Origin of the sequence: Streptomyces sp. NPDC050619 (genome assembly GCF_040654815.1) — a bacterium.
In the GTDB taxonomy this organism is placed as follows: domain Bacteria; phylum Actinomycetota; class Actinomycetes; order Streptomycetales; family Streptomycetaceae; genus Streptomyces.
The window spans coordinates 1-12,876 of the sequence record NZ_JBFAIR010000013.1 but is presented as its reverse complement, the minus strand read 5'-3'; the positions used below and the strand labels follow the sequence as shown (position 1 = coordinate 12,876).

The 12,876-nt window shown below is 70.7% G+C and carries 9 protein-coding genes and 3 pseudogenes; 5 read left to right on the top strand and 7 right to left on the bottom strand.

The genetic code is table 11. The annotated features are described in order from the left end of the window. The first annotated feature begins 241 nt into the window (after window positions 1-241). The 3 genes from AB0I77_RS21780 (at window position 242) to AB0I77_RS21770 (ending at window position 4,228) form a co-directional block, all read left to right on the top strand. Window positions 242-2,296 (top strand): multicopper oxidase family protein, encoded by a 2,055-nt coding sequence (locus AB0I77_RS21780; RefSeq protein ID WP_363284528.1) that lies wholly within the window; start codon window positions 242-244, stop codon window positions 2,294-2,296. A gap of 84 nt (window positions 2,297-2,380) precedes the next feature. After that, the gene (locus tag AB0I77_RS21775) at window positions 2,381-3,379 is read left to right on the top strand and encodes a methyltransferase (RefSeq protein ID WP_363284295.1); all 999 of its coding nucleotides are present in this window, start codon (window positions 2,381-2,383) and stop codon (window positions 3,377-3,379) included. Between the two features lie 96 nt (window positions 3,380-3,475). Next, window positions 3,476-4,228, top strand: a complete 753-nt coding sequence (locus AB0I77_RS21770; protein WP_363284294.1) for a TetR/AcrR family transcriptional regulator — start codon at window positions 3,476-3,478, stop codon at window positions 4,226-4,228. A 57-nt stretch (window positions 4,229-4,285) separates the two neighbouring features. On the opposite strand, the pseudogene AB0I77_RS21765 reads toward AB0I77_RS21770, so the two are convergent. The 6 genes and pseudogenes from AB0I77_RS21765 to AB0I77_RS21740 form a co-directional block, all read right to left on the bottom strand. Beyond that, window positions 4,286-5,125 (bottom strand): annotated as a pseudogene (locus AB0I77_RS21765) (acetoacetate--CoA ligase); the annotation flags it as partial. A 31-nt stretch (window positions 5,126-5,156) separates the two neighbouring features. Continuing rightward, the gene (locus tag AB0I77_RS21760; protein WP_363284293.1) at window positions 5,157-6,107 is read right to left on the bottom strand and encodes a zinc-binding alcohol dehydrogenase family protein; all 951 of its coding nucleotides are present in this window, start codon (window positions 6,105-6,107) and stop codon (window positions 5,157-5,159) included. 506 nt (window positions 6,108-6,613) lie between these two features. Beyond that, entirely contained in the window at window positions 6,614-6,748 is a 135-nt protein-coding gene (locus tag AB0I77_RS21755) for a hypothetical protein (protein ID WP_363284292.1), read from the bottom strand. Between the two features lie 14 nt (window positions 6,749-6,762). Next, window positions 6,763-7,614 carry an arylamine N-acetyltransferase gene (locus tag AB0I77_RS21750; RefSeq protein WP_363284291.1) on the bottom strand — a complete coding sequence of 284 codons (852 nt, stop codon included), beginning with the start codon at window positions 7,612-7,614 and terminating at the stop codon, window positions 6,763-6,765. Between the two features lie 64 nt (window positions 7,615-7,678). Continuing rightward, window positions 7,679-8,899 carry a metallophosphoesterase gene (locus AB0I77_RS21745; RefSeq protein ID WP_363284290.1) on the bottom strand — a complete coding sequence of 407 codons (1,221 nt, stop codon included), beginning with the start codon at window positions 8,897-8,899 and terminating at the stop codon, window positions 7,679-7,681. 197 nt (window positions 8,900-9,096) lie between these two features. Further along, a complete protein-coding gene (locus tag AB0I77_RS21740; RefSeq protein WP_363284289.1) occupies window positions 9,097-10,563 on the bottom strand; it encodes a non-reducing end alpha-L-arabinofuranosidase family hydrolase in 1,467 nt (488 codons plus the stop codon). A gap of 97 nt (window positions 10,564-10,660) precedes the next feature. Between AB0I77_RS21740 and AB0I77_RS21735 the strand changes: the two are divergent. Continuing rightward, a pseudogene (locus AB0I77_RS21735) lies at window positions 10,661-10,911 on the top strand (hypothetical protein); the annotation flags it as partial. Window positions 10,912-11,149: 238 nt separating this feature from the next. Then, window positions 11,150-12,013: a DUF3592 domain-containing protein gene (locus AB0I77_RS21730; RefSeq protein ID WP_363284287.1), complete on the top strand. Its 864-nt coding sequence runs from the start codon at window positions 11,150-11,152 to the stop codon at window positions 12,011-12,013. On the opposite strand, the pseudogene AB0I77_RS21725 reads toward AB0I77_RS21730, so the two are convergent. After that, window positions 12,010-12,876: pseudogene (locus AB0I77_RS21725) on the bottom strand (IS200/IS605 family accessory protein TnpB-related protein); the annotation flags it as partial. The gene AB0I77_RS21730 and the pseudogene AB0I77_RS21725 sit on opposite strands and share 4 nt — an antisense overlap.

The window sequence follows — 12,876 nt, the reverse complement described above, 5'->3', positions numbered from 1 at the left end:
CCGCGCGACTCCTGCACCGCTCCCGGAGGACCCGATCGTGTTCGAGATGTTGCTCAATGCCGATGTGCAGGCGGCCGGGCTCAGCGTCCTCATGTGGACAGGGGCTGCGGTGTGGGTCGGCCGATGGCTGGTGTGGCGGACCGTGCGGAGCTGACGGGCCCGCGCGCCGACTGCCCGTGACCCCGCGGCCCACCGCCGCGCGACTCCCGCCCCGCTCCCGGAGGACCCGACCGTGTTCGAGATGTTGCTCAATGCCGATATGCAGGCCGCCGGGCTCAACGTCCTCGTCTGGACAGCGGCCGCGGTGTGCGTCGGCCGATGGCCGGTGCGGCAAACCGCGCGGCGCGGGCGGGCCCGGGCGGTGACGTTGCTGACCCTGCTCGGGCTCGGCACGCTGCTCGTCCTCGGCAGGATCACCACCGTCGTGCTCATGGGACGGGAGAGCATGCTGTTCGTCATCGACCGGGTCGCGGTGGCGCTGCCGCCGCTGGTCCTGCCGGCCCTGGCGGCGCTCCTCTGCACGGTGCCGCGCTTGCTGGACTGGGCGCGCCGGCCGTCCCTGGAGACACGAACGGCAGCCTTCTCGCCGACGGCCGTCGTGCCCGTGCAGGTGGCCGCCGTCGGCGCGTTCCTCGGGCTGTGGACGGCACTGGTCACGGTGGTGGCCCCACCGCTGCTCAGGCCGGCGCTGCTGATCCACTCGGCGGTCGTGCTGCTCGCGGCCCTGGCCTGGTTCTGGCAGACCCGCAGATGGCTGGCCGCCCGGTCCGGGCCACGCTCGCGGCGTTCCGTCCCGGTACGAGCCCTGCGCGCGGTGGCCGTCGTGACCGCCGTCGCGGTCGCCGGCACCGGGCTGGCCACGCTGGCCGCCGCGAGCAGCCGACTGCCCGCCAGCATGAGCATGGCGCCCTCGGATGTCACGGCCGGGGGGCACCACGGAAAGTCCGTGGCCACCGCCGGCGGCACGACCTCCGTCACCGCGCTGACCGGGCCGCGCGACGAGCGCCCCGACCGCCGGTTCACCCTGGTCGCCAAGGAGAAGACGGTCCGGCTCGCCTCCGGCCGCACCGTCCGGGCGTGGGCGTTCAACGGCCAGGTCCCGGGACCGGAACTGCGGATGCGTCAGGGCGAACTGGTCGAGGTCACCGTACGGAACGAACTGCGCGGCGCGAACCTCGCCGTGCACTGGCACGGTGTGGACGTGCCCAACGCCGAGGACGGTGTCCCCGGCGTCACCCAGAACGCGGTCCGCCCCGGGGGCACCCACGTCTACCGCTTCCGCCCGCAGGAGTCCGGGACCCACTGGTACCACTCCCACCAGCAGACCTCGGTCCAGCAGATGAAGGGACTCTTCGGCGCGCTGATCATCGACCCGCCGAAGCCCCGCCCGGTGGACCACGACTGGTTCCTCGCCATGCACTCATGGGACACACGGGACACACAGGACGCCGACACCGTGCCCGCCCTGGGCCTCGCCGACCGGCTGGAACGCCGTCGCGCCGCACCGGGCAGCCTGGTACGGCTGCGCCTGCTCAACTCCGACCGCCTCACCCACGAGTTCTCGCTCACCGGGACCTCCTTCCGGGTCACCGCCCTCGACGGCAACGCCGTGCACGGGCCGACCCCGGTCAGCGGTCAGAAGCTGGCCCTGGGCGTGGGCGCCCGCTACGACGTGGAGTTCGTCATGCCGGACCGTCCGGTGCGGCTCACCGAGGTGCGGGACTTCGTCGGCGCCCGCGGCCGGGGTCTGCTGATCAGCGCGGACGGGCGCGGCGAAGTCACCCCGGACATCCCCTCCCGGGAGTTCGACCCGACGACGTACGGCACGCCCGCCACCACGCCCTTCGGGCCCGGCAGCCGCTTCACCCGCACCCAGTCGATGGTGTTCGACAACGAGATCGGCTTCTACGACGGCACATTCCAGGTCACCTGGACGGTCAACGGAAAGGCGTTCCCCGACGTCCCGCACCTGACGGTGCGCGAGGGCGACCTGGTACGGCTGCGGTTCGCCAACCGCAGCCACTTCGACCACCCCATGCACCTGCACGGACACCACGTCCTGGTGCTGAGCAGGAACGGCCGCCCGGTGACCGGCAGCCCCGTGTGGCTGGACACGGTGAACGTCCGCGTCGGTGAGGTCTGGGAGGTCGCCTTCCGCGCCGACAACCCCGGCATCTGGATGGACCACTGCCACATCGGCGACCACGCCGTGCTGGGGATGATGACGCACCTGTCGTACGAGAACGTCACCACCCCCTACCGGGTCGGCCGAGGCACCGGCAACCGGACCGAATGAAACGGCCGGGGAGCGAGGACGCGCGGCCCCCGCGGTCCACGACACGAGGACGGGAGAACGACCATGGAGGACGGGAGAGCGAACATGACGGACACACCCGACAAGCCCCAAGGGACCGGCGGACAGCGACAGTTCTCGCCGGGGGCGCTGCCCGGGATGTCCCCCGGCCACCAGCTGATGTTCTTCTCGGTGGTCGGCTCGGTCAGCCGCGCGATCTGGGCGCTGACCCGGCTCGGTGTCGCCGACCACCTGGCCGACGGCCCCCGCGAGGCGGCCGGGCTGGCCGAGGCCGTCGGCGCCGACGCGGACGCGCTGGCCCGGGTGCTGCGGGCCGCCGCCGCGCTCGGCGTCTTCGCCCAGCGGCCGGACGGGCGCTTCACCCTCACCCCGGCCGCCGAACTGCTGCGCTCGGACGTGCCCGAGTCGCGACGTGACCTGGTGCTGCTGTACGGCGACGACCTCACCTGGCTGCCGTACCGGGACATCCTGGAGACCTTGCGGACGGGAGAGCCGTCCTTCGCGAAGATCTTCGGACGCCCCTACCACGAGCACCTGCGTACCGATGCCGACGCCGCCGGACGCGTCGCCCGGGCCGTGGCCACCACCCACCGGGGTGACCTGGGTTACCTGACCTCGCTGATCGACCTGACCCCATTCTCCCGGGTGGCCGAACTGCGGGGCGACGGCCTGTTCCTCCAGGCGCTGCTGCGCGAACACCCGCACTGCTCCGGGACCGTTGCGGCGGACACCGCGACCCTGCCCCGGGACGCGCAGGCCCATCTGCTCAAGCAGGTGCTGCACGAGCTCCCCGACGCCGAGGCGGTCCAGGTGTTGCGTGCCGTGCGGCAGGCGATGGGAGACGACCCCGAGCGGCGGCTGTTCGTCCTGGAACGGGTGGTCGGCGCGAGCTCGCCGGACCTCGCGGCCGTGGTCGACCTGGACATGTTGCTGATCACCGGGGGCCGTGAACGTACCGCCGCCCAGTGGCGCGACCTGCTCACGACCGCGGGCTTCGACCTGCTCGCCGCCCCGTCCCGGGGCGCCTGGACCGCTTTCCGATGCCGCCCGGCGCCCACCCCGTAACGGATACAATGGCACCGAAAACCTTGTTCCGGAGTTCCGGAGTTCCGGAGTCCCGGAACAGGGGTCAGCGAGTCCGGCGGAGAGGATGATCGCTTCATGGCTTCGGAGATGCCGCCGGTACCGGGCAGTCCTGCCTGGTGGGCGAGCCGGCCACCGGCCCCCGCGTACCGGCGCGGGCGTCCCCCGATGGACGTCGGGCGGATCGTCGACACCGCCCTGAAACTGATCGACGAAGTCGGGATCCAGGCACTGACCCTGCGCATGCTCGCCGATGCCCTGGAATCGGGCACGGCGACGCTCTACCGGCATTTCGACGGCAAGGACGAACTCCTCGCAGTCGTCGCCGACAGAATGCTGGGCGAGGTCCGCGTAGACCCCGAGGAGGTGGTCGGCCGGTCCTGGCGCGAAGCCGTGACCGCCACCGCGGCCGCTTTGTACGACGTCCTGTGCCGGCACCCCAGAGCGGTGCCCTTGCTGGCCGCTCAAGTGCCCGTCGGCCCCAACGGCCTTCGCGGCAGGGAACGGCTCATCGCACTGTTCCTGAGCCATGGATTCTCGGTCGGCCTGGCTGCCCGCGCTTTCACGGCCATCGGCCACTATGTGATCGGCTTCGCCATTCAGCAGCACGGCCCGGGCACCCCGCGGCCCGAGGACCAGGCGCACCTGCGGGACTACTACCTGTCTCTCGACCCGGCGGAGTACCCCGCCACGACGGCCGCGACCGACGAGCTGACCTCCGTACCGCTTCAGGAGGAGTTCCGGTTCGGCCTGGACCTGCTCCTCGACGGCCTGGAACAGGCCAGGCGCGAACAGTCCGCCGGGCCGCCGGGCGTGGGATGCCGGAAGTGAACGCCGCTGAGCCTGCGCGACGCTGCCAACGCAGTACGCCGGACGCCCAGTACCTGGTCATTTGTTTCTCGCCGCCCGGCGTTCGCCGCCCAGGCGGGTGAAGTACGCGAGGAGGTCGGGGCTGTCGACGGCCGCGGGGTCGACGGCCTGGTCGGCGGGGGTGCCCTGGAGGAGGCGTTTGACGGGGACTTCGAGTTTCTTGCCGGTGCCGGTGTGGGGGATGCCCGGGACTTCGAGGATCTCGTCGGGCACGTGCCGGGGTGAGGCGCCGGTGCGGATGGCGTGGCGGATCGTCTCGCGCAGCGCCTCGTCCAGTTTCACTCCGGCCGCGGGGACCACGAACAGGGGCATCCAGTAGCCGCCGTCCGGTTCCTCGGCGCCGATGACCAGGGCCTCGGTGATCTGAGGGAGTTGTTCGACGACGTCGTGGACGTCGGCGCTGCCCAGGCGTACGCCGTTGCGGTTGAGCGTGGAGTCGGAGCGGCCGTGCACGATCAACGAGCCATGTCCGGTGAGCGTGATCCAGTCGCCGTGGCGCCACACACCCGGGTACGAGCCGAAGTAGGCGTCGCGGAAGCGGGTCCCGTCGGGGTCGTTCCAGAAGTACAGCGGCATGGACGGCATGGGCCGGGTGATGACCAGCTCGCCGATCTGGTCGACCACCGGGCATCCGTCGGCGTCGTATGCCGCCAGGGCCACGCCCAGATGAGGCGCGGACAGTTCCCCGGCCCAGCCGGGCGTGGTGGGGGCGCTCCCGGCGAAGCCGGAGGCGACGTCCGTGCCACCGGTGCTGGAGGCGAGCTGGACGCGTTCGCCCACGTGGTCGCGGACCCAGGGGTAGGCGGAGGCGGGCAGCGCGGAGCCGGTGCAGCCGATGGCGCGGATCGAGGACAGGTCGCTGGGAGGCTGGGGAGGCTGAGGTGGCCGATCAGTCGGCGATCAGGACGGGGCGGGGGCCTGCGGGGTCCGTCCACGCGTCGGTGATCCGGGAGAGCGGGTAGGCGTGGGCGTCCACCTTCACCTTGCCGTCGGCGATGAGCCGTACGTAGGCGGCGACCTGGCCGATGTAGCGGCGCATGTCGAATGAGCCGATCCCACTGCCGCTGAGTCGGAAGGGACGGCTGCGCAGCAGCGAGGCGGGCACGGCGGCCTGTTCGCCGGCCGCGGAGCCGATCTCCACGTAGCTGGTGGCGCCCGTGCCGGGAGCGTCCGCCAGCGCCTGGAAGGCGGACTCGGCCGCACGCCCCCACAGGAAGTCCAGAACGAGGTCGGGCGCCCTGCCGTCGAGGGCCGCACCGATGGCCGCCGCGTCCGCGTCCTTGGCGCCGACGATTTCGACGGTCTCGGCGCCGAGGCCGGCCACGCGCTTGAGGTCGTCCATGCCGCGGCCCACGCCGATGACGCGCCGCACGCCGAGTGCTCGGGCGTTCTGCACGGCGAGACCGCCGGCCGCTCCGGTCACCCCGAGGATCATCACGGTGTCCGGCGTGCCGTGTTCGTCCGCGTGGGTGGTGAGCGGCATCCAGGACGACATGCCCGGGTTCACTCCCGCTGCCACGGCGACGGGATCGGTCCCCTCGGGCAGCGGGAGGGCCATGGTGACCGCCATCCGCTCGGCGAACGTACCCCAGGGCTCCTCGACGTCGCCGGTGTACACCAATGTGCCGTCTGCGGTGCGGGCCACCGCGTCCACGCCCGGTACCAGCGGGAACTGCCCGGTGCTGCTGTAGTGCTCGCCGGATGCCTTGGCGCGTACGACGGGGTGGATCGCGCTCGCGACCAGGCTGACGATCTGCTGTCCCTGGCCGACCTCGGGCTCGGGGAAGTCCAGGTACTCGGGCACGGTACCGCCCGCTGTCGTCACGACTGCTGCCTTCATGGTTGCCTCCACGGCTCAAGAGATCGAACTGCGGTTCCGCACCGCTCCGGACCTGTGATCCGGACGCTCACGACCGAGGTGGGAAGTCGGGCGGCGACCGCTTTACGGATACATCGTAACCACAAATACGAGAAGTGTGCACCTCCGTCATGGCTTCGGGAGGCTTCGGGTGCGAGTCATGCGGCTCGCCATCACCCGGACTGGCTCGGCCGCCTGCCGGATTCTTGGATCCGTCCGGGCGGCAGGAGGTTACGCCTGCGTCGCCCCGCTCCGGGTGGCGGCGTGCCTGGTCACAGGCGGGTGGTGAACCGGCCGTCGGGAAGCTTCCGCAGCCGGCCGCGGTCGGCCAGTCTGACCAGCTCCCGCGCAGCGGTTCCAGCTTGGTCGCACGCTGACCTCCACCCCCAGTACTTCGCCGACCTGCCGGGCCATGACCGGTCCGGCAGCCTGCCGTACAGCTGCGAGGACCGCTGGTAGTCCGGCGGGAGCGTGGCCTCCTCCACGCCTTACGCGCGGTGCGAGACCAGCATGACCGCCTGCCCGCCCACCTGCCCGGCCGAGGCGCGTTCGTCGACGAACTGGTCGCTCACCCGCTCAAGAACGCGTTCGGCCCTGGCGAGTTCGTCCCGTTCGTCCCGCACCTCCGGCCGTCCCGTCAGAGCGTTGTCGCACGCTGCCCCGCCGCCTCCCGCTCCTGGTGCGCGGTGCGGACGCGGTGCCACAGCGCCGCCCGCGCGGGGGCGTCGACGTCGGTCAGGTTCAGATGGAACACGTCGGCCAGTACGTCGTACCAGTCGTCGGCCGAGTCGACGGTCCGCTCGTACGTTCCTTCGGCGTCGATCCGGCGCAGCACACAACCGCGCAGCATGTCCACGCCCTTGGCGTCGCGGAGCTGGGCTTGGAGGACCCGGACGAATCCGGACTCGGGGGAGGTGGACAGCCGGTGGTGCTCCGCGGCGAAGGAGGACAGCTCCACGGGCTCCGGCGCGAAGGCCATCGCCGTGAAGGCGCCGCGGGGGTCATGGGTGAACCGCCAGCCGCCGGGCACCACCACCGACGGGGCCATCGCGTAGGTGAACGGCCCCTGGGTGTAGGTGCCTTCGCGCAGCGGCAGTGGCTCGTACATTCCACCGGCGAGCCCGGTGTCGACCAGCCACCGCTCGCCGTCGAGCCCCACGGTGAGCGCGAGATGGTCGCCGCCCGGGCCCTCGGGGTCCTCGACCTCGTCCTGCACCCCGGCCCGGTGCAGGGTCACGTCGTAGCCGAGGGCCGTCAGCAGCGCGGCGAAGGCCCCGTTGAGGTGGAAGCAGTAGCCGCCGCGCCCGCGCAGGATCCGGGCCACGGATTCCGCGGCGCCGATGCCCGTCGGCCGTCCCAGTTGGTTGTCGAGGGTCTCGTAGGCGACCCGTTCCACCTGCGCCCGGTGCAGTGCTCGCAGCGCTTCGGCGGTCGGGGCCGTCGGCCGGTCCACCCCCAGCACGGCCAGATACCCGTCAACGTCGATCATGCTCCCCCTCACCCGTTCGAACGGATGATCAGCCTAGTCGCCGGTACCGCCCGTTCGCCCGGTGCTACGGCGAGGTGGGCAGGTGCGGGGAGCGGAGCACGAGCAGGGTGATCTCGCTGGGGGCGAAGACGCGGAACGGCGGGCCCCAGAAGCCGGTGCCGCGGCTGGTGTAGAGGAGGGTGCGGGTGCCGTGGTGGCTCAGGCCGGCGAGGGCGGGCTGGTCGATGCGGACCAGGTGGTGGAAGGGCCAGATCTGGCCGCCGTGGGTGTGGCCGGAGAGTTGGAGGTCGATGCCGTCGGCTGCCGCGCGGTCGACGAACTTGGGCTGGTGTGCCAAGAGCAGGACGGGTAGGTCGGGGTCGGCGCCGTTCAAGGCTCCGGCGAGGTGGGCGCGGTGGCCTGCCAGGCCGGAGGACTCGGCGGTGACGTCATCCACGCCGGCGACCACGAGGGTGTCGCCTCCGCGTTCGAGCAGCAGATGGCGGTTGCGCAGCGGCTCCCAGCCCAGCTCGTCCATCAGGTCGACCCAGCCCTGGGCCTCGCTGTAGTACTCGTGGTTGCCGGTGACGTAGACCCGGGCCCGGGTGGCCCGCACGGTAGCGAGCGGGGCGGCCTGGGCGCGGCGGCGTTCGGCCGTGCCGTCCGCGATGTCGCCGGTGTGGCAGACCAGGTCGGCTTCCAGCGTGTTCACCGTCTCGCACACCCGCGCCGACCAGCGAGCGCGATCGAGTGGGCCGTAGTGGGTGTCGGTGATGAGGACGACGCGGATGCCGTCCAACCCTGCACCCAGCCGCGGGAGTTGCACGTCGAGTCGGCGCACGCGCGGCACGCGGCGGGCCTCGGCGTACCCCCAGGCGAGCAGTACGGCGGTTATGCCGAGGACGGCCCAAGTGACGATTCGGGCCCGGTCCTCGCCCTCGCCGACGCCGGCCACGGTCAGGGCGAGCCGTAGCAGGACCCCGAGTAGAACGGACCAGGTGAACAGGACCCAGCTGGTGCCCAGCAGGGTGTCACCGACGATCGCCGCCCGGTCCTGCTGGCGCCGGCCGTGGCCGCGCATCATCGCGAGCGGCATGCCGACGAGGCCGAGGGCGAACAGGGCGGTGCCGGCGAGTGTGACGGGCAGCGGCCAGTGCTGGCCGGTGTGCAGGAGCACCCAGTACGGCACGGCCCACAGCAGGACGGGGGCGATCAGGGGGATGTAGCGCATCAGGCGGTGCAGTCCGCTTTGCCGTGGAGCTTGCACCTCGCTGTCGGCGGGTCGGGTGTTGCTGGTGTCGGTCACGCTTCCCCTCCCTGATCATGCTGCCGTCTCGCGCACTGTATCCGGTCGCCCTCGGGCCGGCCGGACCGGCGTTCATGAGCAAGGCCCCTTGGGGCGAAGGGTTCTGTGCGGGAAGGCAGGACTCCGGCATCGGTGCGGACCGGGGAGGCCACTGTCCTCCCCGGACTTGTTACCGGAGCCGGACTCGTGTCACGCCGTCAGCGCCGCAGTGTCAGCAGACCCGGACGGTAGGGCAGGAGGCCGTAGTCGCCGCCGGAGTTGGGGCTGCGCCCCTGGTAGAGCATCTGCAGATTGCAGGGATCGACGGTCATGGTCTGATCGGCGCTGGTGCGGAGCAGTTCGCCATGGCTGATGTCGTTGGTCCAGGTGGCGGCGCTGTTGGCCTTGCCGGCGAAGGGGTTGCTCTCGGTCGCGGCCTGGGGTGTCCATGAGCCGTTCAGACTGGTGGCGGTGAACGAGCGGAAGTAGCGGCCCTGCGAGCCGATCGCCTCGACGATCATGAGGTAGCGGTTCTGGCCCTGCAGCTTGTAGACCTGCGGGGCTTCGAACAGGTTGTTCGTCGTATCGCTCATGACCACTGTCGCGGTCGAGCCGAAACTTCCCGGGAAGTTCCCGATCGGCATACTGGCCCGGTAGATCTTGCCGTTGTCACCGGCGAAGAACAGGTACATGTTCGTCCCGTCACCGATGAGTGTCTGGTCGATGGGTCCTGTCCCGGAGTCGCCGATGCTGGCGGTGGAGAGCACCTGCTGGGATGACCAGCCATTCGGGTTGGTCGGGTCGCTCGACGTCCGGTAGGAGAAGGCGGTCCCGCCCCACTGGTAGGCGAGCACCCAGATGTTCTTCGGCGCGAAGTAGAAGAGCGTGGGCGCGACGGTGGAAGCCGACATCGTGTTCTGGCCGGCCGAGGCCATCTCCGACCAATTGGTGAACAGGCCGAAGTTCATCGAACCCCAACTCGTCCCCGTGTCGTGCGTCGTCGCGTAGACGAGTTGCCTGCCGTTGTAGGGGGCGACGGTGAAGTCCTTGAGCGAGACCCACCCCGGCTTGGGCTGTGCCAGCGCGCCCGTTGATGTCCAGCGGTAGGTCGACGGAAGATCGCACGTGCCGGGGGTGTCGCTGCCGACCTTGACGAGCTTCCACTGCTGGTTGGTGCCGCTCCAGTCGTCGTACTGGACGATGTTCGCGTTGTCGGCGGTGGCGGCGCCTTGTACTTCGAGGGCCTTGTTGCTGTGGCGCGAGATGAGCCTCACGTAGCCATCCGAGCTGTCGGCCAGCCGCCACTGCTGGTTGGTGGCGTTCAGGTCGGACCACTGGACGATCGAGCCGCCGTTCGAGGTGGACCAGTTGTGGACGTCCAGCACCTTGCCCGAGTGGCGGGACTTGATGCGGTAATAGCCGCCTCCGGAATCGACGAACTGCCACTGCTGCTGGTTCTGATCGTTCCTGGTCCACTGGGTGATGCGGGCGCCGTCGTCGGTCGCCATGTTGTAGACATCCAGGGCCTTGCCGCTGTTGCGGTTGACCAGCACATACGAGGCGTTGGGGTCTATGGTCGCCGCGCCGGCGGGCTGGGCACCGAGGAAGGTAGCCATGAGCAGCAGGGGCGCAAGGACGGCGAGTAAGCGTCTCAGACGGACCGGGGACGGGTGGCGAAACCACATCAGAGGGCACTCCATCTCGAAATGTTTCGAAGGATTCCCGGAAGCTTTGACGCCACAAGCTAGGAATGTGGGTCTCTCTGGTCAAGGCCTGTCGCTGATCTGTCCACAAACATGTCTACCTTGGAGGCACAGTCATGGGCTCCGCGGCCTGCTGTCGGCGCTGGTCGTCGGCGTCCTCGGTGCGGTATCCGCACTGGTCGCGCCGCCGGCCGCACACGCCGCCGAGAACACGCTCGGCGCCGCGGCGGCGCAGAGCGGCCACTACTTCGGCACCGCCATCGCCTCGGCAGGCTGGGCGACTCGGCGTACACGACGATCGCGGGCCGTGAGTTCAACTCGATGACGGCCGCCAAGCTCTGCCGGAGCACACGCCGTTGCAGGACGGTAGGGGGCCGGCGGCACCTACCGATCCCAGGTCGGGAGCCGTGGAGTTCGCGATTGATGCGCCGGTTCGCATGACCCGGGCCCAGAGCGATCGGTGCTGTGATGAGCTGTTGCCTCGCGTCGGCCGGCCGGATCGAGAGAGATGGCCGGCCCGGCCCGAACCTGGGATCGGTAGGAGTCCCGGCAGCGAGAGCCTCGCCGCATGGACCTGCAGAAGATGCTCGGGCTGTGGTGGACGGTGCCCGCGGGGCTGGCGTTGGTGGGTTACGTGTGTTCGCTGGCCGGGCTGACCCGGCCGCAGCGGGCGGTGTGGGTGACGGCTCGGGTCGTGGAGGTGGATCCGCCGGGACACGGTGAGTCGGGGAAGCACGGGATACCGGTGACGATCGTGTACCAGGACCCCGGCACCGGGCGGGAGTTCAGGCTGCGGCACGAGAACAAGCGTGGCGACCGGGTGCAAGTGGCCTGGGTGGGGCAGGAGTTCCCGGTCCGGTTTCCGCGGCGGCGGCCGGAGCGGTTCACTCTCCTGCTGGACAGCGAGGGGCGGACCTCCGGACTCGGCGGGCCGAACTGCATGGTGATCCTGCTGGTGTTGGGACTGGTCGTCCAGTCGTTCTTCGCGTGGGGCTGGCAGTGGGGGCTGATCTGCGTCGGTGGCCTGCTGCTCCTCGTCGTCGCGCTGAGCCGGGACGGCGAGTACGCCCGCGCCCGCGCCGCTCAACTGGCCGAGGGCGTCACCGTCCAGGGGCGCGTGGTCGCCGTCACCAGGGACGTCTACTCCGACGAAGGCGGCGAGCACGTCAGCCATGCTTCCGTCGTCGCCTTCACCACCCACGAGGGCGTCGAGGTCACCGCGCTGTGCGCGGAGGGCATCCGGAACATCGCCGGGTCCCTCGGCCGCGACATCCCCCTCCGTTACGCGCCCGCCGACCCGTCCCTCCTCACCGCCGACCCCGACCACGAACGCCGTGAGCGCACGTGGAACATCAGGTTCATGGCCACCCTGCTGGTCACCGGGATCGCCGCGATCGGGGTGGGCGGATACTGCCTCCACCACCGTTCCTAAAGACTGAGCGGGAGTGAGTCCTGTTGCCAGAACCCGTGCTCAGCCGGGTGTCCCGAACGGTGTTGGGCACCCTGGTCGCCCGCTTTCGCTCCACGGCCCGGTGGCGCGCATCCGGTGCGCGGTCCGGGAAGGTGGGGGCGGGTTTCCTCACGCCTGCGGGTGTCCGGTCGGGCCTGGACGGTCCGATGCCCATGACGATCGCTCTGGTCGTCGTGGGGCGGTGTCGTCCGTCGCCGGATCGGATGTCCGAGGGCGCGTCGCCCGATCGCGATGCTCGCCGCATCGTGCCGGGTGGTCTTACGTCGTGGGTTGGTCAGTGGTTTCTGCCAGTGCTGGGCGCCCCAGCGGCTGGTGTAGGCGGGGTCGACCGCGACAACGGCGATGTCCTGTTCGGCGGCCATCGACACCAACCGGGCCTTCAGCTTCGCGGTCGGGAAACGGGAGATGAGGCGCCGGAACCGCTTGTTGCGGCCGTGCTTCTCCCGGCCCTTCTCCGTCGCGAAGTCGAGGTCCTCGATGGCGATCGCGGCGGCGCCGCACCGGCGGGTGTGGTGCAGCAGCCGGGTTAGCGCGTGCCGGATCTGCGCATCCCGGTGCTCGGCGCTGCCGGTCAGGTCGTAGAAGTAGCGTCGTGGCTCGCCGACCGGGTTGCCGTGCACGTCCAGGTACCAGGCGGCAAGGTGGTCGTCGTTCATGTCCACCCCCACCACACCCCGGGCCAGGGCCGTCTCCAGCGGCAGGACCGGGGCGGCGGCGCGCTGCCAGGATGCGGTGAGGTACCAGCGGCCGCGTGCTGTGTCGTGGTGGATGCGGTAGGCCACCGCCCGGTTGGCGGTGATCCGGTCCCGCCACTCCTGCCCCCG

Bases quoted from the DNA above. Each gene is read 5' to 3' on its own strand.
- AB0I77_RS21780 (WP_363284528.1), top strand. From the start codon at position 242: ATGTTGCTCAATGCCGATATGCAGGCCGCCGGGCTCAACGTCCTCGTC.
- AB0I77_RS21775 (WP_363284295.1), top strand. From the start codon at position 2,381: ATGACGGACACACCCGACAAGCCCCAAGGGACCGGCGGACAGCGACAG.
- AB0I77_RS21770 (WP_363284294.1), top strand. From the start codon at position 3,476: ATGGCTTCGGAGATGCCGCCGGTACCGGGCAGTCCTGCCTGGTGGGCG.
- AB0I77_RS21760 (WP_363284293.1), bottom strand. From the start codon at position 6,107: ATGAAGGCAGCAGTCGTGACGACAGCGGGCGGTACCGTGCCCGAGTAC.
- AB0I77_RS21750 (WP_363284291.1), bottom strand. From the start codon at position 7,614: ATGATCGACGTTGACGGGTATCTGGCCGTGCTGGGGGTGGACCGGCCG.
- AB0I77_RS21740 (WP_363284289.1), bottom strand. From the start codon at position 10,563: ATGTGGTTTCGCCACCCGTCCCCGGTCCGTCTGAGACGCTTACTCGCC.
- AB0I77_RS21730 (WP_363284287.1), top strand. From the start codon at position 11,150: ATGGACCTGCAGAAGATGCTCGGGCTGTGGTGGACGGTGCCCGCGGGG.